Here is a 22,716-nt window from a genome sequence, read left to right on the forward strand (position 1 = left end):
CGCTATCGCTAACGTTGGATCAGCGGTTGAACTTTATTATCGATAGCCTCCCGAGCACGGAAAATACGTGAACGTACGGTTCCGACCGGGCAATCCATGATGGCGGCTATCTCTTCGTAGCTTAGACCATCCAACTCCCGCAGGGTAATCGCCATGCGAAGATCCTCTGGGAGTGACTCAATGGTACGGAAAACTATCTGTCTCAGTTCTTCTGACAACATTAAGTTCTCAGGGTTCGAAATTTCTTTCAGTGCACCCGCACTTTCGTAATTTTCGGCATCATTGGCATCCACATCGCTTGACGGTGGGCGCCGGCCCTGAGCAACCAGATAATTTTTTGCTGTATTGACAGCAATTCGATACAACCAGGTGTAAAAGGCGCTATCGCCACGGAACGACTCCAGTGCGCGATAAGCTTTAATAAACGACTCCTGCACCACATCCGGCACGTCGCCCTGTGGTACGTAGCGCGAAACGAGACTCGCCACTTTATGCTGGTAACGAATTACCAGTAAGTTAAACGATTTCTGATCGCCCTTTTGGACCCGCTCAACCAGAACCTGATCCGTTAACTGCTCGCTCATCCGAGGTAAATTCTCCCCAAATCTATCTCCACGCGTGAAATTGTACCGCCAGCCATACATTATTTTCCTGAGCAAGCACTCGCTTGGAGTTCATACGGAACGCTAAGTTCCATACCGCCATTGTTTTTTTGTTGATGTCACCTTGTCCGTGGCTTTTGCCCGGACAAGTAGGCTAACATGAATTTCACTCTTCTTCTGCACACATCATACGTTATGCAACCATCATCTGAACATGTTAGCGATGTATTGATCGTCGGTAGCGGTGCTGCTGGCCTCTCCCTGGCGTTGCGCCTGGCGCAACATTGCAAGGTTACTGTACTCAGCAAAGGTCCGCTCAATGAAGGCGCCACCTTTTATGCCCAAGGCGGGATCGCCGCGGTGTTTGATGAAACGGACAGCATCGCCTCGCACGTTGATGACACGCTGATCGCCGGAGCCGGCCTGTGTGACAAAGACGCCGTCGAGTTTATTGCCAGCAATGCACGCCACTGCGTACAGTGGCTGATCGATCAGGGCGTGCTGTTCGACACCGAAACCAATTCCCAAGGTGAAGAACGCTATCACCTGACGCGGGAAGGCGGGCACAGCCATCGGCGCATCCTCCACGCCGCCGACGCCACCGGCAAAGAAGTAGAGACTACCCTGGTAGCGAAAGCAAGTGCTCACCCCAATATTTGCGTGATGGAGCGCCGCAACGCCGTCGACCTGATCACCTCCAACAAGATCGGCTTGCCGGGCACCAAGCGCGTAGTGGGCGCTTACGTCTGGAACCGTGAGCGGGAGCAGGTGGAAACCTACCGTGCCAAAACGGTGGTGTTAGCCACCGGCGGAGCGGCCAAGGTTTATCAATATACCACCAACCCGGACATCTCTTCGGGCGATGGTATCGCCATGGCCTGGCGCGCTGGCTGTCGTGTCGCCAATCTGGAATTCAACCAGTTTCACCCAACCTGCCTGTTCCACCCGCAGGCACGTAACTTCCTGCTGACCGAAGCGCTGCGCGGTGAAGGTGCCCATCTGAAACGCCCAGACGGCAGCCGCTTTATGCCAGACTTTGATCTGCGTGGTGAGCTGGCTCCACGTGATATCGTCGCTCGTGCGATTGACCATGAGATGAAACGCCTGGGTGCAGACTGCATGTACCTGGATATCAGCCACAAACCGGCGGAATTTATCACCCAGCACTTCCCGATGATCCACGAAAAGCTGATGACGCTGGGCTTTGACCTGACGCAACAGCCGATCCCGATCGTCCCTGCGGCGCATTACACCTGCGGCGGCGTGATGGTCGATCAGCATGGCCGTACCGATCTGGACGGCCTGTATGCGATTGGTGAAGTGAGCTACACCGGCCTGCACGGAGCCAACCGCATGGCATCCAACTCGCTGTTGGAATGCCTGGTTTATGGTTGGTCCGCCGCCGAAGATATTCTGACGCGCCTGCCTGCCATCAAGCTGGCCAAACAGTTGCCGCAGTGGGATGAAAGCCGGGTGGATGATTCGGATGAACGCGTGGTGATCCAGCACAACTGGCACGAACTGCGGCTGTTTATGTGGGACTACGTCGGGATCGTGCGCACCACCAAACGCCTGGAGCGAGCACTACGCCGCATCAATACGTTGCAGCAGGAGATCGACGAGTATTACGCCAACTTCCGCATCTCCAACAATCTGCTGGAGCTACGTAATCTGGTGCAGGTGGCGGAACTGATTGTGCGCAGCGCGATGGAGCGCAAGGAAAGCCGTGGGCTGCATTACACGCTGGATTACCCGGACATGTTGCCGGAGCCAAAACCCACCATTTTGCAACCCTGAGGCTTCAGTAGTTCAGATAGAAATCGGTAATCAACTGGCGGAAATCGGTGGTGTAGCTGCCATCCGCCAGTTTTATTGCCAACTCCGCCTCTTCTTTTGCCACCGGTTTACGCGCTAGTGACAGCATCAAGCGGTGCTTTGGCGTATCGGCCCGGTCGCTGATGTTCAGCCGTCGTGCGGTGTGCCAGCCACGTTGGTGGGCATTCACTTCAAAAGCTTCACCAATCTCGTAAGGCAGCACCACGCAGAAATGGCCCTCCGCAGTTATCAACCTTTCAGCGCTATCCAGCAAAGCGTCGTGAGTCAGCGTTTCCGTATAGCGGGCGTTGGTACGGGCCTGATCGCGGCAGGCGACGGAAGGCTCAAAATACGGTGGGTTGCTGACGATCAGATCGTAACAATGGGCATGCTGCTGGGCAAAATGATGGATATCCTGGCTGTGCACCTGGATCTTCTGCGGCCAAGGTGACTCAAACACGTTATCACGCGCCTGCAAGGCGGCGGTGTTATCCAGCTCAACCGCATCGATGGTGGCCTCACCAGCCGTGCGCTGCGCCAACATCAGGGCGATCAGCCCACTGCCGCAGCCAATATCCAGCACCCGTTGCACGTTATCCACGCTAGCCCAGGCACCGAGCATAACCGCATCGGTACCGACCTTCATCGCACAACGATCGTGGCCGACAAAGAACTGTTTAAAGGTAAAACCGCCGCGGCGCGGGGTCGATTTTGTTTTATTTTGATTACTCACAATGGCCACCAGCAGACAAAACTGGCGTAGCATAAGGCAAACTGATTTAGGGTAAAAGTTAAAAAGGGTGAACCCTGCGGCCATCCCGTCTATAATCGGCGCCCCAAGTAGAGGTAGATAATGACAGCAACCAATTTTTCCGAACTCGAACTCGATGAGCGCCTGATCCTCGCTTTGCGTGATAAAGGCTACGATCGCCCCACCGCTATCCAGGCAGAGGCGATCCCGCCAGCCATGGACGGGCGCGACGTATTAGGTTCGGCACCGACCGGCACAGGCAAAACCGCCGCATTCTTGTTGCCGGTTCTGCAACATCTGCTGGATTTCCCACGCAAGAAGTCTGGCCCACCGCGCGTACTGATCCTCACCCCGACGCGTGAGCTGGCAATGCAGGTGGCCGATCAGGCTCGTGAATTGGCTGCGCATACCTCGCTGGATATCGCCACCATCACCGGCGGCGTGGCGTATATGAACCACGCCGAAGTCTTTAGCGAAAACCAGGACGTGGTGGTTGCCACCACCGGCCGCCTGCTGCAATACATCAAAGAAGAAAACTTTGACTGCCGCGCGGTAGAAACGCTGATCCTGGACGAAGCCGATCGCATGCTCGATATGGGCTTTGCGCAAGACATCGAGACCATCTCGGCCGAAACCCGCTGGCGTACCCAGACGTTGCTGTTCTCCGCAACGTTGGAAGGCGAAGCGATCCGCGAGTTTGCCGAGCGTATCCTGAAAGACCCGGTTGAGGTTGAAGCCGATCCTTCCCGCCGCGAACGTAAAAAGATCCTGCAATGGTATTACCGCGCCGATGACGTGAAGCATAAAACCGCCCTGCTGGTGCATCTGTTGCAACAGCCGGACGTGCAGAAGTCAGTGATCTTTGTACGTAAGCGTGAGCGCGTGCATGAGCTGGCCGCCTGGCTGCGTGAAGCAGGCATCAACACCTGCTATCTCGAAGGGGAAATGGTGCAGGCCAAGCGTAACGAAGCGGTAAAACGCATGATGGATGGCCGCGTCAACGTGCTGGTCGCTACCGACGTTGCAGCACGCGGGCTGGATATCCTGGATATCACCCACGTGTTCAACTTCGATATGCCGCGCACTGCCGATACCTATCTGCACCGCATTGGCCGTACTGGCCGTGCCGGGCGTAAAGGCACCGCCATTTCGCTGGTAGAAGCGCACGACCATCTGCTGCTGGGCAAAGTGGGGCGTTACCTCAATGAGCCACTGAAAGCCCGCGTGATCGACGAACTGCGTCCATCCACCAAGGTGCCTAGCGAGAAGAGCAACGGTAAGCCCTCGAAGAAGGTGCTGGCCAAGCGCATCGAAGACAAGCTGAAGAACAAAGAGAAGGCCAAGGTGAAGGTACGCCATCGCGACGCGAAAAACGTCGGTAAGCGCCGCAAGCCAAAAGCCAAACCAGACGCAGAATAATCTCTCTGCCATCAAAAAACCGCCATCACTTTGAGGGCGGTTTTTCTATTTTCAAGGCTGAGTATAGTGCTCAGCCAATTGCTGACTTTTGAGCCAGACCTCCAATTGGCGGTACTGTTCACGCAACTCGCTATTCTGCAAATGCATTGGCGTCTGGGCAAAATAATACTGGAACGTTCTCCCTTGCTGATTTTGTGCCTTGGCATCAGCCCCCGTTTGTAACAGCAGCAGCGCCAACTCAGGTGCGTTGATTTTTGCGGCCAGGTGCAAGGGCGTATCCCCTACTCTGTCACTCAAGGTACTATCAGCCCCGGCATTCAACAGCATACGCACCTGCTCCTCCCGCCCCGCCAGCACGGCAGCGGCTAATGGCGTAGCACCAGTGACCAGATTACGCATATTAACCTGGGGAGCCTGTTGCAATAACAAGCGTAAATATTGCGCATCCTTAACCATCGCCGCCGTATGCAATGCCCCGTTGCCCTCCATACCAGGCTGCCCAATATCTGCTCCCGCCTGTATCAACGCCTGTACACTGCCTGGCCTCTGCTGCAGAATCGCCCACTGCAACAGTGTGATCTGCAAATCTCCCCGCACATAAAGCCGTTCAATCGTTGCCTGCTGGCTAATTTTCCAAACGTCATCCTCAGCCACCGCCTGTGATAAAGACAAGATATCGGTACCCGCAAATGGCGAAGTTTGCTGTTCCATATAGTGCTCCTTGGCTACCATCAATAACCCAGCGATCCCAAACAGGGGCACAATGAGAGCCGCCATCCCGCAGCCTCTGCACCACCTTTTAGGCATTCGCCTTGATCTCCCATGGCTTCTGTTCTGCCATTGAACTGATTACTTTATCGATGCCATGTGCCGTCATGCTGCGATCGAAATATTTGCTCGGCCGCCAAGCATCAGTGCCGCTCAGAGTCTCATTGTTGGCAATGGTTATTTTATGCCCGATCGCATCGGGAAGCAGTGACGTCGACTCCTGCGTCCCCGTCAACATATCGTATTGTTCACTGTAACGACGGATCCCGCCAGATTCTGCATCTTGCTTTGCCGCAGCGGGATTAATACCGAAACGGTTGAGAGTATGATCGGAAACCCCAGCGGCGTTGAATGTTACCGCCAGAGAACCCGTTGCCAGCGCCGCCGTTGCTGCCAACCCTCCCCCCAACGAATGACCGGTGATCACTAACCCGTCACCAAACGCCGCTTTGGCATTCTTGGCAATTGCCACGGCATGATTGTACTGCACATCGTCGTACCCCGTAGCCTGACGCACATTACTCAGCCAATCGCGCATGTCATTAGTACCGGCGAAGGCCAGCACATAGTGCTGCTTATTCGAATAAATACCCGCCTGTAACCCCGAGGCTGTATCCAATAAACTTGCGGGGTCAATGCCAAAACCCAGCAAATCGTTATCACTCATGCGCGAAAAACCCTCTGCCCCCTGCCCCGTAAGGTTGTAGACATCCTTGGCCAATAGCGCCAAAGAGTAATCCCCCTGCTGAGACGCTTGCCCACGAGACATCTCCAGCTTTGGGGCAAAAGGTACCGCAGCAGAGAGATCGCGAGTCAGTGAATCCAACAGGTTTTGTGCATTACGGCTATTTTCAGAGGGGGGCGACACAGCAACTTTTGTCACCTGCGGCTCGTCGGTGTGGACTGATTTTATTGCGTCTTGAGCCGGGAGTGCCGCAGCAGATACCGCAGTGATGGGCGTCAACGTCGAGATGAAACTCAAAGGCAAACTCATAAAGACTCCTTATCCATAGACAGCCCCAAATGGAACTGATTTAGCTATCGGCGAGTCCTACGAGTTCTGTAATGGGAATGATTATTTTTTGCAGCTAATGTGATCAAAATCTATTTTCTGCCGTGAAGGCATTAAAAAAGGGAGCCGAAGCTCCCTTTTGTCTACCTAGCCGAAAATTACAGGCTTTCGGTAAAGGTACGTGCGATAACGTCACGTTGCTGTTCTGGCGTCAGTGAGTTGAAACGCACCGCATAACCAGAAACACGAATGGTCAGCTGCGGGTATTTTTCTGGGTTCTTAACGGCATCTTCCAGCGTTTCACGGCGCAGCACGTTCACGTTCAGATGCTGACCACCTTCTACGCGCACGGTAGGTTGCATTTCCATCGGCACTTCGCGGTACTCGATCTGGCCCAGTTCGCTAACAGGCACGATCTGATCTTCCGCGTAATCCGCTTTGGCACAGACACAGCGCGCTTCTGATTTCTCTTCATCCAGCAGCCAGAAAGAGTTCACCAGTGCTTGATTGTTCGCTTTAGTGATTTGAATACCAGTAATCATTTTGTTGCCTCCGTAATAGGGCGAAAAATTTCTACGTCGCCGAAAACTCGGTTGTGGTTTCCGGCCATTTGGTAAAACCAATGTTGTCTTGTTGTTCTGTATACCAGTCAAACCGGGTCAATTCTTTGACTAAAATCAATTTTTACGGGGTAGCCGAATGAGCAGCAGAGGCAAATTTATGTTTTATATCAATTTTACCTTTTTGCTCGTTAAAATTATTTTTGTAAATTTTCAAAAATATTTGTATATCTCGCTCACCATACCCATGGAAAAAGCGGGTTTCGCCGAGCGGGGGTTAACGGTAAGCTATGCACCATGAATTGCTAACAAAAACAAAGGAGAGTGCTTATGTCTACCTCCCTCACCTGGCACGACGTCATCGGCAAAGAGAAAGAGCAGCCCTACTTTCTCGATACACTCGCCTTTGTAGCTAATGAACGCCAGGCTGGTAAGACCATTTATCCACCGCAGAAAGACGTGTTTAATGCTTTCCGCTTTACCGAGTTGGCGGACGTCAAAGTGGTGATCCTGGGGCAAGATCCCTATCACGGCCCGAACCAGGCCCATGGCCTGTCGTTTTCCGTGCGCCCAGGCATCCCTGCACCGCCTTCACTGGTCAATATGTACAAAGAGCTGGTGACGGATATCCCCGGCTTTGAACGCCCGACACACGGCTGCCTGCAAAGCTGGGCCGAGCAAGGCGTACTGCTGCTCAATACCGTATTAACCGTTGAAGGTGGCCGCGCGCATTCTCACGCCAATCTGGGCTGGGAAACCTTTACCGACAAGGTTATTGCCGCGCTAAACGAAAATCGCGAGGGTGTCGTGTTCCTGCTGTGGGGGTCACACGCACAAAAGAAAGGGAGCTTTATCGATCGCCAGCGCCATCATGTGTTGAAAGCGCCGCACCCCTCCCCGCTTTCTGCCCATCGCGGTTTCCTGGGTTGCCACCACTTTTCGCAAACCAATCAGTTACTGGAACAACAAGGCCTGGCACCGATTGACTGGGTACCGCACCTGCCGCAGGAATGATCCGGCCACAAAAAAGGCACCACGAAGGTGCCTTTATCCTCAGCAGGTCTTATTAAGACTTGGCTTTGGATACCGCAACCATCGCAGGGCGCAACAGACGGCCATTCAGCGTATAGCCTTTCTGCATCACCATCATCACATGGTTCGGCTGATGGTCGGCTGATTCCATCAGGCTCATCGCCTGGTGAACGTCCGGGTTAAATGGCACGTTGAGCTCGCCTACCACTTCGATGCCGTACTTGCGTACCGCGTCCAGCAGTGACTTCAGCGTCAGTTCAATCCCTTCGATCATCGCGACCAGTTCAGGGTTGTTCTTGTCCGCCAGCTCCAGCGCACGCTCCAGGTTGTCGATCACCGGCAGCAAATCACCGGAGAATTTTTCCAGCGCGAATTTGTGGGCCTTCTCGACATCCTGCTCGCTACGGCGACGAACGTTTTCCATTTCGGCCTTGGCACGCAGCACACTGTCACGCTCGCGTTGCTGAGCTTCAGCCAGTTGGGCTTCCAACTCGGCAATGCGATCATCGCGCAGATCGGCGCCTGCCGCCATGGCTTCCTCGTGCTGTACTTGCTGTTCCATTTCTTCCGAGGCTTGCTCGTTTGGCGTCTTCTGTTCTTTACTACTCATGAATATCTCCGCGTTTTAGCATTAATCTCGCAACTTGGCTTATTATGGGGATCAAAACCGGGGTTTCAAGTCAACCGGTCACAATGTGGGGCATAAACCGTCCCTGGTGAGGAAAATGGCAGCGATGAAGAAAAAATTTGCATCTATTGGCATTGTTGGGCACCCGCGTCACCCTTCCGCATTGGCTACTCATGAAATGCTGTTCGAATGGTTGGTTGCCCGTGGCTACAAGGTGATCCTTGAACGCCAGATTGCCCACGATTTGGGCATGAAAGACGTAGACACCGGCAGCCTGGCGGAGATTGGTCAACGGGCCGATCTGGCCGTCGTGGTGGGTGGTGACGGTAACATGCTGGGCGCTGCGCGCGTATTGGCGCGTTATGACATCAAGGTGATCGGGGTAAACCGTGGCAATCTCGGCTTCCTGACCGATCTCGACCCGGACAACGCACTCCAGCAGTTGGCGGACGTGCTGGAAGGGGAATATATCGACGAGAAGCGCTTCCTGCTGGAAACCATCGTCCATAAAGAGCACCAGCAATGCCGAGTCAGCACCGCGATTAACGAAGTGGTGTTACACCCTGGCAAGGTGGCGCACATGATCGAGTTCGAAGTCTATATTGACGATCGCTTCGCCTTCTCGCAGCGTTCCGATGGCCTGATCATCGCCACGCCAACCGGTTCCACCGCCTACTCGCTTTCCGCAGGCGGGCCCATTCTGACTCCGTCGCTGGAAGCCATCGCGCTGGTGCCAATGTTCCCGCACACGCTTTCCGCCCGGCCGCTGGTGATCAACGGTGACAGCACCATTCGCCTGAAGTTTTCCCATATCGGCAGCGATCTGGAAATCAGCTGCGACAGCCAGATCGCCCTGCCCATCCAGGAAGGCGAAGAGGTACTGATCCGCCGCAGCGACTTCCACTTAAACCTGATCCACCCCAAGGACTACAGCTATTTCAATACGTTGAGTACCAAACTGGGCTGGTCAAAAAAATTATTCTAAAAATGGCGCCAACCGCTTTACTGTATATAAAACCAGTTTATACTGTATGAAATCACAGTTATGTGTTTATGAACAGGAAGGTCCCTATGTTGGCGCAATTAACCATCAGCAATTTTGCTATCGTTCGTGAGTTGGAGATCGACTTTCAAGCGGGTATGACGGCAATCACCGGTGAAACCGGTGCCGGTAAGTCGATTGCTATTGATGCGTTAGGCCTGTGCCTCGGCAATCGCGCCGACGGCAACGTGGTACGTCTGGGGGCCTCCCGTGCCGATATCTGTGCCCGCTTCTCACTGGCAGATACCCCATCCGCCCGCGAATGGCTGGAACAAAACCAGCTGGATGACAGCAACGAGTGCCTGCTACGCCGCGTGATCGGAACAGATGGCCGCTCCCGTGGCTTTATCAACGGCACCGCGGTTCCCCTTTCCCAATTACGGGAGCTTGGCCAGCGCCTGATCCAAATCCACGGCCAGCACGCTCACCAATTGCTGCTAAAACCCGAACACCAAAAACAGTTGCTGGATGCCTATGCTGGCGAACCGGCCTTGCAGGCCGCCATGCACCAGGCCTACCACCAATGGTATCAAAGCTGCCGCGAACTGGCGCACCATCAGCAACAATCTCTCGAGCGCGATGCCCGCAAGCAACTGCTGCAATACCAGTTGAAAGAACTGAACGAATTCGCCCCACAGGCCGGTGAATTTGAGCAGATCGACAGCGAATACAAGCGCCTGGCCAACAGCGGCCAGTTGCTGACCCTCAGCCAGCAGGCCCTGCAACTGCTTGCCGATGACGAGCAACACAACATGCTCAGCCAGCTCTACACCACCAAGCACCTGCTGATGGACCTGATCGGTATGGATGAGAAGCTAAGCGGCCTGCTGGACATGCTGGAAGAAGCCTCGATCCAAATCAGCGAAGCCAGCGATGAACTGCGCCATTACGCAGACCGCATGGATCTCGATCCCAACCGCCTGCATGAGCTGGAACAGCGCCTGTCGCGCCAAATCAGCCTGGCACGAAAGCACCATGTTTCACCGGAAGAATTACCCGGCCTGCATCAACAACTGCTGGATGAGCAACAGCTGCTTTCCCAACAGGCCAGCGATCAGCAACACCTGAGCGAAGCGGTCAACCTGCATCATCAACAGGCGCTGGCGCTGGCTGAGCAGTTGCACCAGAAGCGGCAGCACTATGCAGCCGAGTTAACTACCCTGATCACCGAAAGCATGAATGCGCTCTCGATGCCGCACGGCAAATTTAATATCGACGTCCGCTTTGAACCGGAATACCTTAGCAGCGAGGGGGCCAGCCGCGTTGAGTTCTGCGTCTCCACCAACCCGGGGCAACCGCTGCAGCCGTTGGCAAAAGTGGCCTCCGGCGGTGAGCTTTCCCGCATCGCGTTAGCCATCCAGGTCATTACCGCCCGTAAAATGGAAACCCCGGCGCTGATCTTCGATGAGGTAGACGTAGGCATCAGTGGCCCAACGGCCGCCATTGTTGGCCGCCTGCTGCGTCAGTTGGGTGAATCAACCCAGGTTATGTGCGTGACCCACCTGCCACAGGTCGCCGGTTGCGGTCATCAGCATTTATTTGTCAGCAAGCAAACCGACGGCACGGAAACCGAAACCCAGATGTCCCCCTTGGACAAACGTGCCCGTCTGCAAGAGCTGGCGCGCCTGCTCGGCGGCAGTGAAGTCACTAAAAATACGCTGGCAAACGCAAAAGAATTGCTGGCCGCATAACTTTTTTACTTTCCTGAGGTCATAATGAGGCCCTGTAAAGGTTCCCAACTGCTGCAAGGTCTATTATCATCGGCATCCTATGCCCTAAAGGAATGTGATTATTATGCGCTGTAAAATGCTGACAGCTGCCGCTGTGGTTCTTGTGATGCTGACCGCAGGCTGTTCTACTTTTGAGAAGGTGGTTTACCGGCCTGATATCAACCAGGGTAACTACCTGACACCAACCGACGTGGCAAAAATCCACAAGGGAATGACGCAACAACAGGTTGCTTACACATTGGGCACGCCAATGATGCAGGATCCGTTTGGTACCCAGACGTGGTTCTACGTGTTCCGCCAAGAGCCAGGCCATGAGAAGATCACGCAGCAAACGCTGACGTTGACGTTCGACAGCGCAGGCGTGTTGACGGATCTGCAGAATAAACCGGCACTGACCGAGTAAGCCGAGCCGGAGCTGTCATCCGGCCCATGGGGGAAGAGTGAAATCCTTCATGACAGTCGCAGGCTGCAACTCGGAAGACAACGTTCTGATGAAGATAAGGCGCATTCAGCGCCTTATTTTTTTGCCTTTTCCGCCCGCTGACGGCGCAGTTCTTTCGGATCGGCAATCAATGGCCGGTAAATCTCTACCCTGTCACCATCATTGAGCACATCGCTCAGCTTGGCCGGTCGGCTGTAAATACCCACCTTGTTGCTGGCCAAATCGATATCGCTACGTAGCTCTAACAGCCCAGAAGCCAGAATGGCCTGCTCAACGCAGCTGCCTGCGGCCAACTTAACCTGGCGCACATACTGGCGTTCTGGCAACGCATAGACCACCTCAACGCGTATCTCAGACACTGTAGACCTCTTTGGCGCGCTGAGTGAACGCTTGCACCATGCTACCGGCCAGTTCTTTAAACACTTTACCGAAGGCCAGCTCGATCAGTTTGTTGGTGAACTCAAAATCCAGGTGCAGCTCTACCTTGCACGCCTCGGGGCTTAACGCGGTGAACTGCCAGCCGCCCATCAGCTTGCGGAACGGGCCATCGACCAGCTGCATATTGATGCTTTGGTTATCCAGCAGCGTATTGCGCGTGGTAAAGGTTTTGCTGATGCCGGCTTTTGCCACCTCTACCGCGGCGGTCATTTCATTTGGGGAAGCGGCAATCACCCGGCTGCCGGTGCATCCTGGCAGAAAATCGGGGTAAGAATGAACATCGTTAACCAACTGATACATCTGCTCAGCGCTGAATGGCACTAATGCAGATCGACTGATCTGGGGCATATCATTTCCTGAGAGGCAAAAAACGTACAGATAATACCATTTATCGGGCGCCAAACAAAAAATCTGCTACGCGCGGCACGGATCCAAAATGCGAGAAATTGCGCAGGTGCTGAGTGGGAAAGGATTTCTTTCGCTGCGTCATCCAGTATAATGAGCGCACTATGACAAAGAAAAAAGCATACAAACCCGGTTCCGCGACCATTGCACAAAACAAGCGAGCACGTTTCGAATACTCCATCGAAGAGGAGATCGAGGCGGGTTTGGCCCTGCAAGGTTGGGAAGTAAAATCACTGCGTGCTGGCAAAGCTAACATCAGCGACAGTTATGTGATGTTCCGCGACGGTGAAGCCTATCTGTTTGGCGCCACCATTTCGCCGCTGAACGTTGCTTCAACTCATGTGGTATGCGATCCAACACGTTCCCGTAAACTCCTGCTGAAAAAACGTGAGCTAGACTCACTGATCGGCCGCGTTACCCGCGATGGTTATACCGTCGTCGCCCTCTCCATGTATTGGAAAAATGCCTGGAGCAAGGTGAAGATCGGCGTAGCCAAAGGTAAGAAAGAACACGATAAGCGCGATGACATCAAAGATCGTGAGTGGCAGACGGCGAAAGCCCGTATCATGAAGCATGCCAATCGTTAAGCCGCTGGCTTAACAGGGTAATCTTCTGTTATACTGCACAAAGTACTTGGGGCTGATTCTGGATTCGACGGGATTTGCGAAGCCCTAGGAGCATGCCGAGGGGCGGTTTGCCTCGTAAAAAGCCGCAAAAAAATAGTCGCAAACGACGAAAACTACGCACTAGCAGCTTAATACCCTGCTTAGAGCCCTCTCTCCCTAGCTTCCGCTCTTAAGACGGGGATAAAGAGAGGTCAAACCCAAAAGAGATCGCATGGAAGTCCTGCCTGGGGCTGAAGTGCTAAATCTAATCAGGCTAGTTTGTTAGTGGCGTGTCCATCCGCAGCTGACCGGCGAATGTAAAGATTGGACTAAGCATGTAGTGCCGACGGTGTAGTAATTTCGGACGGGGGTTCAAATCCCCCCAGCTCCACCAAATAGGTCGCCAGTGATACCAGATAGACCCGGCGACAGTGACGAAAAAGCCCGCAATTCACGTTGCGGGCTTTTTTGTGTTTTAAATTCAATTATTTAAAATAAAATCAGTGAGTTAATATTGTTTTCATTTGCTAAGGATACCAACATCACCTCTTAACAACCCTGGCCTGATGCTGAGCCAAAATCAGGTTAAACAGTTACCCACTGCGTCATCACCTACTTGACGTGTTCTTCACCACTTAATCCCTAATCTTGATGGGTATTTAATGCGTGGTTTTCCATGGGTTAAGCAGTAAATTTTTATCGCATAATAAATAATTTTCATTATCATTGCGTTTCCGCAGTCAAAACTCATCCCGCTAAGAGTAGTGTTAAATGAAAAAGGTCATCTGTGCGTTAGGAATGGTGCTCGCCTCGGCCAGTTCTGCTTTGGCAACCACGTACCCTCTAACCATTGAGAATTGTGGCTATAAAGAGACGTTTACCAAAGCCCCCGAGCGCGTCGTCGCACTGGGACAAAATACCGTCGAAATTCTGCTGCTATTGGGATTGCAGGACAAGATAGTCGCCAGTGCGTTTTGGCCGACTAAAGTGCTGCCGCAACTGGCTGAACAGAATGAGAAAATCAAAACGCTGACGGTAGAAATACCAACGTTGGAATCCATTCTTGCGCAAGACCCTGATTTTGTTCCCGCACAACTGCCTTTGCTGCTCGGCCCAGAAAGTAAAGTCGCCAAGCGCGAAGATCTCGCCACCGTTGGCGTAAATAGCTATATGTCTCCTGGTATGTGCGCAACCAAAAAAGACATTGGCGATATGTACGGTAGCCGCCAAAAACTGTGGGACATGACCTTCCTTTACCAAGAGATTGCGGACTTTGCCAAAATCTTCAACGTCGAAGATCGCGGCCAGGCGTTAATTGCCGATTTTAAACAACGCGAAGCAGATCTTCGCCGGGAGTTCGGAAAAAACAACCAGGATCTTTCGTTTGTCTTCTGGTTCTCTAGCTCTTCCCCCTCCTCTGACGCCTATGTCGGCGGCAAGAACAGCGCCTCCGGTTTTATCGCTAATCTGTTAGGCGGCCATAACGCCATCACCTCAGAGACTGAGTGGCCAACCGTCGGTTGGGAAAGCATCATCGCCGCTAACCCCAATGTGATAGTGGTTTCAAGCCTTGACCGAAATCGCTGGGCGCTCGATAACGCAGAAGAAAAGATTAAATTTCTCAAAACCGATCCTGCTGTTAGTCAATTAGATGCGGTGAAAAAAGGCCACATCGTCGTGATGGACGGCCAGGCAATGAACCCAACGATTCGTACCATCTATGGTGCAGAACAAGTTGGCGAACAGCTCAGAAATCTTGGGCTAGATAAATGACAGCAGTGGCGCAACCGATGAAACAGACGTTTCTGCTAGCCGCGTCGACTGTTTTTTCAGTGGTGTTGCTAGTGCTGGTGATCGCGATTGGCGTTAGCGTGGGTGAGCTTTCTATCCCGCTGCGAAGCGTGTTCTATGCCATAAGCAATAAACTCGGGCTGACAGAAGTGCCCCTTAGCCGCATTTACGAAAGTGTGATTTGGGACTTTCGCCTGAGCCGTGCGCTTGTTGCGGCTTGCTGCGGCGCCGGGTTGGCCATATGCGGTGCGGTGCTGCAAAGCCTGCTGAAAAATGCGCTGGCAGAGCCTTATGTGCTTGGCGTTTCTGCGGGCGCTTCAACCGGCGCGGTTTCAGTGATTGTATTGGGCGTCGGCACCGGCGCCGTGTCGCTCTCTGCCGGGGCATTTGCGGGGGCATTTGCCGCTTTTGCCTTTGTCGCCTTTTTGACCAATGGCGCACGTGGAGGCAATGAGCGCACCATTCTGGCGGGCGTTGCTGCGTCCCAGCTCTTCAACGCGATTACCGCTTACACCATCAGCACATCCGCTAGCGCGCAGCAGGCGCGTGACGTGATGTTCTGGTTGTTGGGCAGTTTCAGCGGCGTCAGATGGCCTGAGTTTCAACTGGTGCTGGTAGTCGTGTTGGTAGGGCTTGCAGTGTGCCTTTACTATTCTCGAGCGTTGGATGCCTTCACTTTTGGCGATGATGCAGCCGCCTCGCTGGGCATCGCCGTGCCCTGGGTCCGCCTGCTCCTGTTCACCATCACTGCGCTGATCACAGCAACCATCGTCAGCATGGCTGGTTCCATCGGCTTTGTGGGCTTGGTCGTTCCGCATGTCATGCGCTTCTTTTTTGGGCCATTGCACCGCAGGTTACTTATCACTTGCGCATTGGCAGGTGCCATCTTGATGGTGCTGGCCGATATAGCTTCGCGCTTACTGATAGCCCCGCAAAGTCTTCCGGTCGGCGTGGTTACCGCGCTGGTTGGCGTGCCGTTCTTTGCCGTTATCATCTACCGCTCAAGGAATAAGTGATGAGTATCGCCGCTGAAAATATTACCTGGAGTGTAGGTAAAAAAATCATCGTCAACAACGTCTCGTTGAGCGTTTCGAATGGTGAAACCGTCGGATTACTAGGCCCTAATGGCTGCGGAAAGTCATCACTGCTGCGGATCCTCGCTGGATTACGGCGCCCCCACTCAGGTACTGTCACGCTGGACGGGCAAAATATCGCTCAGATAACCAAAAAGCAGTTGGCGCGTCGGGTGGCCTTTGTGGAACAGCACGGCATGACCGAGGCCAATATGCGCGTTGTCGACGTGGTCAAACTGGGGCGAATTCCCCATCACTCTCCATTTTCCAATTGGACCACGCAGGATGACGATACTGTCACTGCCGCGCTCCAGCGCGTGGATATGCTTGGTAAGAGTGAACAGGGGTGGCAGAGTTTATCGGGTGGCGAACGCCAGCGTGTTCACATTGCACGAGCTCTTGCACAATCGCCGACGGAGATCCTCCTGGATGAACCGACCAACCATCTGGATATCCGTCATCAGATACAGTTGATGAAACTCGTCAGCGAACTGCCAGTGACCAGCATTGTGGCTATTCACGATCTCAACCACGCCTCCATGTTCTGCGACTCGTTGATTGTAATGCAACAAGGGCAGATCGTCGCCGCTGGTAGCCCGCAGGAGATCCTCACAGAGTCTCTGCTTTGGGATGTATTCAAAGTAGAGACCAAGATTGAAATTTCGCCCTTCCACGGAAAAAAACATATCCACTACATCGCTTAATACCGGGTTATTAGCATGCCTTTGCCAATTCTACGGTCAGTGACTCAGGTCTGGCCGCCTGTATTACTGGGCAGCCAGTTTGTTTTTAATATTGGCTTTTACGCCGTTGTGCCGTTTCTGGCCGTGTTTTTACGCGACGACATGATGCTGTCCGGCGGACTCATCGGGCTGATATTAGGTTTGCGAACGTTTTCCCAGCAAGGCATGTTTATCGTTGGTGGTGCGTTATCCGATCGCTACGGCGCACGTATCATTATCCTCTGCGGCTGCATGATCCGTGTGGCAGGCTACCTGCTACTGGCTCTTGGCGAGTCACTATCTCCGATTATCATTGGTGCCTGTCTTACAGGCATCGGCGGTGCCCTGTTCTCTCCATCAATCGAAGCGTTACTGGCAAAGGCTGGAACGCAAAGCGAATTACAAGGGAAACGCAGCCGGGCGGAATGGTTTGCGTTGTTTGCGGTTTGCGGAGAGCTGGGGGCTGTACTGGGGCCGGTGGCAGGAGCATTATTGACAGGGTTGGGTTTTCGTCAGGTTGCACTGGCAGGGGCGGGTATCTTCGTGATAGCACTGGTGGTGTTGTTTTTCTGCCTTCCAGCTACGAATGTCAGAAAACAGACACTAAACATCCTTCCGTGGTGGACGACATTCCGTAAACCACGGTTTGTCGCTTTTATTATCGCCTATAGCTCGTGGCTGTTAAGTTATAACCAGTTATATTTTGCGCTGCCGGTGGAGATCCAACGTGCCGGCGGCAGCGAAAAAGATCTTGGCCCGTTGTTTATGCTGGCATCGCTGCTGATTATTGCCCTACAGTTACCGCTTGCACGCTTTGCTCGTCACATCGGGGCTGCGCGCATCCTGCCCGTGGGTTTTCTGCTTATTTCCGTCTCATTTCTTAGCGTCGCGCTGTTTGCTTCTACCCCTCCGCCAGAAAACGGATACCGGCTTTTACCTGCGGCCAGTTTTGTGACGTTATTGACCCTGGGGCAAATGCTGCTGGTGCCTTCAGTGAAAGACTTGATCCCATGGTTTGCTAACGAATCGACGTTGGGCGCACACTATGGTGCGCTTGCCTCAGCCGGAGGGTGTGCGGTACTGGCGGGAAATTTCTTGCTTGGCAATCAGCTTGACGCCGCATTGATTCCTTCCTATGAAGCCATTTTCCCTTGGCTACACCTGGCATTTTTCCCATTTTGCAGCGCAATAGCAATGGTTGTGATTTGTCGCCCTATGCGAAAATAGACCACACAACACTCATCCGATCCTGGGATCGTCGTGACACTAACTTAAGGAAGATACTATGGTGATTTACAGTTTTTTCGTGAAGGGCGAGCAGATTGTGGTACTGGATAACTCTGTACCTGATTTCGCAGATAATCAAAAGCACCTGTTAGATAAAGGCTATGCCAAGCAATTTGAAGAGTTGCAAGCCACCTCCCCGCAAGCGGCCCTTGCCAGATTTAAAGACATTAAGGGTGAGGAATACAAAACAGCGCATGCCTTTACCACTGGGGGCGTGTTTACCTCACTGATTGGTGCTTTATTGCCGAAAGGCTGACAGCACAGCTTGCTGGGGGCCCAGGTGAATGACTTTTGCCCCCACTCACCAATTAAAGACTGCCCCAGTCCGGCAGCTTGTTTACCCGTTTTCGCCAATAATGATACAGCGCCATCATCAAGCCAGGCGGTAAACCACATAAACAGGCCCCACACAGTGCCAAAAAAGCCGCCGAAGCAAAGCACATTCAGCCAGAACGACATAAATGACGGTGATGAGATCTTAACGCCTACCACACACAGTAGGCGTATGAGCGTTAGCTAATCGGGGCTTTCGCCATTAAGCTGATTTACGAAGGCCTCACGCGCCGCTCCCTATAGCCGGTATATATCGTTGTGAATGAACCCAAGTTTGGCCTTTGTCTGACGCTTGAAAAAACACGTGCATTTTCCCGTCAATTACTTTAGCATTTACTAAATTTAGAAAATACTAAAATGATTAATGACTGACGAAAACGCCTCACTACTTGCCAGCGCCAATGCCGCCGCGACGTTGCTCAAAGCCATGAGCAACCCCCGCCGCCTGTTGATCCTTTGTATGTTGGTGGACGCGCCAGGCACCAGTGCCGGTGAGCTGGCGCTAGCTACCGGGCTTAGTCCATCAGCGACCTCACAGCATCTGGCCAAGATGCGCGAGGAAGGGCTGATTGAAAGCACCCGCGATCGGCAGCGCATCAACTACTCAATTAAAAATAACGCCGTGCAGCAGGTCATCAGCACGCTAAAAGCCATTTATTGCCCCTGAGGACACCATGAACATAGAAACGATAACTGCCCAGCAAGCGCAAAAATTAATCATGCAGGGAGCACGGTTGCTGGATATTCGCGGAAAGGATGAGTATGCCCACGAGCATATTGCCCAAGCCAGCTTGCTGTCGCTGACTGATATTGAGAAAGGTGGCAAACTGCAGGCCGTTAGTGAACAGGATGTGGTGATTTTTCACTGTCAGTCTGGCCGCCGTACGGCAGAAAACGCAGCGCTATTGGCAGGGGCCGCAACGCCTGCCAAGGTTTATCTACTTGAAGGCGGTATCAACGGCTGGAAGCAACAGGGATTGGCTGTCATCAAGGGTAACAACCAGCCACTCCCCCTCATGCGACAGGTGCAGATTGCTGCCGGCTCCCTTATTCTGTCTGGGACAATCTTGGGGTATGTAATCTCTCCCCTGTTCTTCCTGTTGTCCGGCTTTGTCGGTGCTGGATTGCTATTTGCCGGTATCAGCGGATTTTGCAGGATGGCGACGCTGTTGGCCAAAATGCCTTGGAACCAACCCAAATAGCGAGATGCCCAACCTTAGGGGCGCCGCTGCGCCCCCAACATCAAGGTTAGGCTAGATCCAACGAATAAACCCGTGACGACTCACCCCACGGGTGATAACCAAGCCCATCAAAGCTGAACCCCAATTTCTCGTAATAACCCACATGGTCGGTACACAGATGCAAACGGGGAAATCCCAGTTCGCCTGCAGCCTTGGCTACGTGATTGACCAACAATGCGCCGCATCCCTGCCCGCGATACTGCTCATCGACGTACAACGCACATAGCCACGGATACAGCTCCATACGGCTGATAAAGTCATTGGTAATCAAACCCGCGCAACCCACAACGGTTTCCCCATCCAGCAACAAATACCACTGCGGCAGCGGGTTTACCGCATCGATACAACGGGTTATCGAGTCTTGATACAGCATCATGGTCTCTGGCGATGCCCACTGACGCTGGAAATAATCGATAGCCACATCGCGATAGGCAGGCTCCTGACGCACCGAAATAATTTTCACTCAAGCTCCTGATTTATTCTGTGGTAGCGACATTATGCCCTATTTTTATTGGCAGTCAGTTGCTGAACGAATACCATTAACGCGCCGCGCTGTTATGCGGTTTATTGAATACAGGAGACGTTATGTCGCAAAATATCTATGACAATCAAACCTTCTTCGACGGCTATGCACAGCTCAGCCGTTCGGTGCAGGGTTTAGATGGCGCGCCGGAATGGTCAACCATCCGCAGCATTCTGCCCGATTTGCAGGGCAAAAAGGTGGTCGATCTTGGCTGTGGTTACGGTTGGTTCTGCCGCAGTGCTCGTGAACAAGGTGCAGCCCAGGTACTGGGAATGGATCTTTCAGAGAAGATGTTGGGCAAGGCAAAAGAGATGACCAAAGATCCGGCGATTGAATACCGTCAGCAGGATCTGGAAGCGCTACAGCTTCCGGCAGCCAGCTTTGATTTGGTCTATAGCTCGCTAACGCTGCACTATATCGAAGACCTCGGCAAGCTGTTCGCAACCGTTTATCAGGCATTGGTGAATGGTGGAGAGTTTATTTTTACCGCCGAGCACCCGATTTATACTGCGCCAAAGCATCAGGGCTGGTTGGTGGATGAGGCAGGGCAAAAATCCTGGCCAATCAATGGCTATCAGCAAGAAGGACAGCGTATTTCCAACTGGCTGGCGGAAGGAGTGATCAAGCAGCACCGTATGCTGGGCACTTATATCAATTTGCTGGTCCAGCAGGGATTCACTATCCGCTACCTGAACGAGTGGGGTCCCTCGGTTCAGCAGATTGCCGACAACCCGGCACTGGATGAAGAAAAAGAACGTCCGATGATCTTTATCCTGGCGGTACAAAAACCCACTGAGTAATGGCTTTTCGCTTTATTAAATATCGTTAAAACATCCAATATTGGGGAGGCTGCCTCCCCCCAATACTTTCCAAGCTTATTCACAGCAAACGGATCTGGGCAACTTCAGGACAACACCGTTTCACTGTCGGTACAACTTACTCGCTTACCATTTCGCCTTCGTGGCTTTCAGGTTCTGGCTCGTTCTGAACTTCCTCAACCGGCGGCATCTCCAAACGCAGATCGATCCAGCGCCCTTCAGGAATATCCATCGGCTCCCCTGCAACGATTGCTGCGGTATCAATATCAAAGCGGCGTTTGCTGACTCTGACCGTGATAGTACCGTCTTCGGCCGCTTCGGTAGCGACGAAGCATAGGCGGTTACCGTTGACGTCTTGCGGGACTTCGATGTTCCAGCCTTCCAGCGCGAAACCTAATGAGCCTTTAACCTCGTATACACCTAAATCGATGCGCTCTGTGGTTACACCTTGTGATTCATCGTTAAGAGTGCAGAAACCGTTACCCTGTAGTCTAACAATCGGTGATGCCACTTTTAAGAACCCGTTGGCATCAACAGTACTGTTGAAATCGGTCCAAACACGCTTCTCTGTAACAGCCACGAAACCGGTAGGCATAGTCGCAGTCCAGGTACTGGTCTCAATAGGTATTAAGCCTTGAGTTCCTGAAACAACGTTGCCAATTAATGAAATACTCGGTGAATTATAACCCGTTCCAGAAATCCATAATTCCCACATCGCTGTTGTAGGATTATATACGGCTCCAGCACTAATGTTACCACCTGATGTGAGACCAGTTCTCAATACTTGAAGACCTGTAGATGCCAATGCTGATGTTGTTGAGTTCCTCGCACTGAAATAGATATGCATTATATCAAGACCTGGATTGGCAGCTGCATAGCTCCGCCCACCGGTAATCATAAAATGCATACCTCTAGCTGAAACTGTCGTTATTGATTGCTCTGCAATTTTGCAATATCTGTTTCCGTTAGTGCCAGATGATAATAATGGGGGGACTATTTGAGCTTCTGTATTGTTGACAACAAGTTCATTCCATGCCCCTACAACATTATTTTTGATTCCACGAAAAGCTATTTTATCATTATCCCTCTGAATTGATAGCTGAGCACAATATGATTTATTTACATGCCCTGAAATATTGAACATATGATTAGGCACATTCCCAAACGAATCTCTTGTATATGTATTTGTAACGTACCATGCTCCATTAACCCTATAATCAGAGGCCAATGTTACATCAGGAACAAGAGGCAAAAAATCTTTACCAATACCATAATCCCCGACCTTTAATGCTGTTTTACCTGCGATTGTGAAGTCATTGAGTACTTGAGCCGTCCCAGTTCGAGCGTTTACCGAAAATACAGGGGTACCATAAGTCACGTTTGAAACCAAGCCTGTTGTCGCAGTAGATACAACAGAGAAACCATTTGACGTTGCGATATTGGCATTATTAGGATGAACCAAATCAGCACGATCGCCTCCACGAAACACAAATGGAAGTGCTCCTAGATCTGGAACTTTATCTATAGTTGTAAATGCATTACCTAAGACCAGTGATCTTACCCAGTAATAGTGGACACGGTATTAAGTGAGTAAACTCGTAACTCAGAGGTGACTCATGACTAAACCATTAACAACGAAAAACAAGCCCCGCAAACAACACACGCCTGCCTTTCGGGCC

Annotated in this window: 26 protein-coding genes and 1 other RNA gene; 16 read left to right on the forward strand and 11 right to left on the reverse strand. The window is 52.5% G+C overall.

The window, feature by feature from the left end; translation table 11 throughout:
• Positions 1-8: 8 nt before the first annotated feature.
• The gene (gene rpoE / locus ACMV5H_RS12040; RefSeq protein ID WP_012146382.1) at positions 9-584 is read right to left on the reverse strand and encodes an RNA polymerase sigma factor RpoE; all 576 of its coding nucleotides are present in this window, start codon (positions 582-584) and stop codon (positions 9-11) included.
• Between the two features lie 213 nt (positions 585-797).
• On the opposite strand from rpoE, the gene nadB reads away from it, so the two are divergent.
• Positions 798-2,399 carry an L-aspartate oxidase gene (gene nadB, locus ACMV5H_RS12045; RefSeq protein WP_181817572.1) on the forward strand — a complete coding sequence of 534 codons (1,602 nt, stop codon included), beginning with the start codon at positions 798-800 and terminating at the stop codon, positions 2,397-2,399.
• A gap of 4 nt (positions 2,400-2,403) precedes the next feature.
• On the opposite strand, the gene trmN is transcribed toward nadB, so the two are convergent.
• Positions 2,404-3,183 (reverse strand): tRNA(1)(Val) (adenine(37)-N(6))-methyltransferase TrmN, encoded by a 780-nt coding sequence (gene trmN, locus ACMV5H_RS12050; protein ID WP_115160306.1) that lies wholly within the window; start codon positions 3,181-3,183, stop codon positions 2,404-2,406.
• A gap of 87 nt (positions 3,184-3,270) precedes the next feature.
• On the opposite strand from trmN, the gene srmB reads away from it, so the two are divergent.
• Positions 3,271-4,587 carry an ATP-dependent RNA helicase SrmB gene (gene srmB / locus ACMV5H_RS12055; protein WP_021178910.1) on the forward strand — a complete coding sequence of 439 codons (1,317 nt, stop codon included), beginning with the start codon at positions 3,271-3,273 and terminating at the stop codon, positions 4,585-4,587.
• Between the two features lie 51 nt (positions 4,588-4,638).
• On the opposite strand, the gene ACMV5H_RS12060 is transcribed toward srmB, so the two are convergent.
• The 3 genes from ACMV5H_RS12060 to grcA all read right to left on the reverse strand — a co-directional run bounded on the left by ACMV5H_RS12060 (position 4,639) and on the right by grcA (position 6,909).
• Positions 4,639-5,394: an ankyrin repeat domain-containing protein gene (locus tag ACMV5H_RS12060; RefSeq protein WP_414821897.1), complete on the reverse strand. Its 756-nt coding sequence runs from the start codon at positions 5,392-5,394 to the stop codon at positions 4,639-4,641.
• Complete coding sequence (locus ACMV5H_RS12065; RefSeq protein WP_373368459.1) at positions 5,387-6,337, reverse strand: phospholipase; 951 nt, start codon at positions 6,335-6,337, stop codon at positions 5,387-5,389. Before ACMV5H_RS12065 ends, ACMV5H_RS12060 begins: the two co-directional genes overlap by 8 nt.
• Before the next feature lie 188 nt (positions 6,338-6,525).
• Positions 6,526-6,909 carry an autonomous glycyl radical cofactor GrcA gene (gene grcA / locus ACMV5H_RS12070; protein ID WP_021178913.1) on the reverse strand — a complete coding sequence of 128 codons (384 nt, stop codon included), beginning with the start codon at positions 6,907-6,909 and terminating at the stop codon, positions 6,526-6,528.
• A 348-nt stretch (positions 6,910-7,257) separates the two neighbouring features.
• Between grcA and ung the strand changes: the two genes are divergently transcribed.
• The gene (gene ung / locus ACMV5H_RS12075) at positions 7,258-7,941 is read left to right on the forward strand and encodes a uracil-DNA glycosylase (protein WP_021178914.1); all 684 of its coding nucleotides are present in this window, start codon (positions 7,258-7,260) and stop codon (positions 7,939-7,941) included.
• Positions 7,942-7,993: 52 nt separating this feature from the next.
• Here ung and grpE read toward each other — a convergent pair whose 3' ends face one another.
• A complete protein-coding gene (grpE, locus tag ACMV5H_RS12080) occupies positions 7,994-8,569 on the reverse strand; it encodes a nucleotide exchange factor GrpE (protein WP_059201557.1) in 576 nt (191 codons plus the stop codon).
• Positions 8,570-8,693: 124 nt separating this feature from the next.
• Between grpE and nadK the strand changes: the two genes are divergently transcribed.
• The 3 genes from nadK to bamE all read left to right on the forward strand — a co-directional run bounded on the left by nadK (position 8,694) and on the right by bamE (position 11,762).
• Positions 8,694-9,572 (forward strand): NAD(+) kinase, encoded by an 879-nt coding sequence (nadK, locus tag ACMV5H_RS12085; protein ID WP_021178916.1) that lies wholly within the window; start codon positions 8,694-8,696, stop codon positions 9,570-9,572.
• An 86-nt stretch (positions 9,573-9,658) separates the two neighbouring features.
• Positions 9,659-11,320: a DNA repair protein RecN gene (recN, locus tag ACMV5H_RS12090; RefSeq protein ID WP_115160310.1), complete on the forward strand. Its 1,662-nt coding sequence runs from the start codon at positions 9,659-9,661 to the stop codon at positions 11,318-11,320.
• Between the two features lie 103 nt (positions 11,321-11,423).
• Positions 11,424-11,762 carry an outer membrane protein assembly factor BamE gene (gene bamE / locus ACMV5H_RS12095; RefSeq protein WP_021178918.1) on the forward strand — a complete coding sequence of 113 codons (339 nt, stop codon included), beginning with the start codon at positions 11,424-11,426 and terminating at the stop codon, positions 11,760-11,762.
• 113 nt (positions 11,763-11,875) lie between these two features.
• On the opposite strand, the gene ACMV5H_RS12100 is transcribed toward bamE, so the two are convergent.
• Both ACMV5H_RS12100 and ACMV5H_RS12105 read right to left on the reverse strand, forming a co-directional pair.
• Positions 11,876-12,160 (reverse strand): RnfH family protein, encoded by a 285-nt coding sequence (locus ACMV5H_RS12100; protein WP_115160311.1) that lies wholly within the window; start codon positions 12,158-12,160, stop codon positions 11,876-11,878.
• Positions 12,153-12,587, reverse strand: coding sequence for a type II toxin-antitoxin system RatA family toxin (locus ACMV5H_RS12105; RefSeq protein ID WP_021178920.1), 435 nt, complete (start codon positions 12,585-12,587; stop codon positions 12,153-12,155). The genes ACMV5H_RS12100 and ACMV5H_RS12105 overlap by 8 nt, the downstream gene beginning before the upstream one ends.
• A gap of 161 nt (positions 12,588-12,748) precedes the next feature.
• Between ACMV5H_RS12105 and smpB the strand changes: the two genes are divergently transcribed.
• The 7 genes from smpB (at position 12,749) to ACMV5H_RS12140 (ending at position 18,378) form a co-directional block, all read left to right on the forward strand.
• On the forward strand, positions 12,749-13,231 hold the full coding sequence (gene smpB, locus ACMV5H_RS12110; RefSeq protein WP_021178921.1) for an SsrA-binding protein SmpB: 483 nt from the start codon (positions 12,749-12,751) through the stop codon (positions 13,229-13,231).
• A 48-nt stretch (positions 13,232-13,279) separates the two neighbouring features.
• Positions 13,280-13,643, forward strand: a transfer-messenger RNA (tmRNA) gene (gene ssrA / locus ACMV5H_RS12115).
• 377 nt (positions 13,644-14,020) lie between these two features.
• Positions 14,021-15,022, forward strand: a complete 1,002-nt coding sequence (locus ACMV5H_RS12120; protein ID WP_166733188.1) for an ABC transporter substrate-binding protein — start codon at positions 14,021-14,023, stop codon at positions 15,020-15,022.
• Positions 15,023-15,039: 17 nt separating this feature from the next.
• Positions 15,040-16,056 (forward strand): FecCD family ABC transporter permease, encoded by a 1,017-nt coding sequence (locus ACMV5H_RS12125; RefSeq protein WP_414821898.1) that lies wholly within the window; start codon positions 15,040-15,042, stop codon positions 16,054-16,056.
• Positions 16,056-16,817, forward strand: coding sequence for an ABC transporter ATP-binding protein (locus tag ACMV5H_RS12130; protein WP_179252108.1), 762 nt, complete (start codon positions 16,056-16,058; stop codon positions 16,815-16,817). Before ACMV5H_RS12125 ends, ACMV5H_RS12130 begins: the two co-directional genes overlap by 1 nt.
• 15 nt (positions 16,818-16,832) lie before the next feature.
• Positions 16,833-18,062 (forward strand): MDR family MFS transporter, encoded by a 1,230-nt coding sequence (locus ACMV5H_RS12135; RefSeq protein ID WP_218519011.1) that lies wholly within the window; start codon positions 16,833-16,835, stop codon positions 18,060-18,062.
• Between the two features lie 58 nt (positions 18,063-18,120).
• A complete protein-coding gene (locus ACMV5H_RS12140; RefSeq protein ID WP_209530198.1) occupies positions 18,121-18,378 on the forward strand; it encodes a hypothetical protein in 258 nt (85 codons plus the stop codon).
• Positions 18,379-18,430: 52 nt separating this feature from the next.
• On the opposite strand, the gene ACMV5H_RS12145 is transcribed toward ACMV5H_RS12140, so the two are convergent.
• The gene (locus ACMV5H_RS12145) at positions 18,431-18,565 is read right to left on the reverse strand and encodes a DUF6404 family protein (protein WP_373368414.1); all 135 of its coding nucleotides are present in this window, start codon (positions 18,563-18,565) and stop codon (positions 18,431-18,433) included.
• Positions 18,566-18,819: 254 nt separating this feature from the next.
• On the opposite strand from ACMV5H_RS12145, the gene ACMV5H_RS12150 reads away from it, so the two are divergent.
• Positions 18,820-19,122 carry an ArsR/SmtB family transcription factor gene (locus ACMV5H_RS12150; RefSeq protein WP_179249280.1) on the forward strand — a complete coding sequence of 101 codons (303 nt, stop codon included), beginning with the start codon at positions 18,820-18,822 and terminating at the stop codon, positions 19,120-19,122.
• Positions 19,123-19,129: 7 nt separating this feature from the next.
• Entirely contained in the window at positions 19,130-19,657 is a 528-nt protein-coding gene (locus ACMV5H_RS12155) for a rhodanese family protein (protein ID WP_414821899.1), read from the forward strand.
• 46 nt (positions 19,658-19,703) lie between these two features.
• On the opposite strand, the gene ACMV5H_RS12160 is transcribed toward ACMV5H_RS12155, so the two are convergent.
• A complete protein-coding gene (locus tag ACMV5H_RS12160; protein WP_414821900.1) occupies positions 19,704-20,159 on the reverse strand; it encodes a GNAT family N-acetyltransferase in 456 nt (151 codons plus the stop codon).
• A gap of 122 nt (positions 20,160-20,281) precedes the next feature.
• On the opposite strand from ACMV5H_RS12160, the gene ACMV5H_RS12165 reads away from it, so the two are divergent.
• Positions 20,282-21,019: a class I SAM-dependent methyltransferase gene (locus ACMV5H_RS12165; RefSeq protein WP_179252111.1), complete on the forward strand. Its 738-nt coding sequence runs from the start codon at positions 20,282-20,284 to the stop codon at positions 21,017-21,019.
• A 136-nt stretch (positions 21,020-21,155) separates the two neighbouring features.
• On the opposite strand, the gene ACMV5H_RS12170 is transcribed toward ACMV5H_RS12165, so the two are convergent.
• Positions 21,156-22,526, reverse strand: coding sequence for a hypothetical protein (locus tag ACMV5H_RS12170; RefSeq protein ID WP_414821901.1), 1,371 nt, complete (start codon positions 22,524-22,526; stop codon positions 21,156-21,158).
• Positions 22,527-22,716 lie beyond the last annotated feature (190 nt).

The organism is Serratia sp. N21D137 (assembly GCF_047530005.1).
GTDB classification, from domain to species: Bacteria; Pseudomonadota; Gammaproteobacteria; order Enterobacterales; family Enterobacteriaceae; genus Chania; species Chania fonticola_B.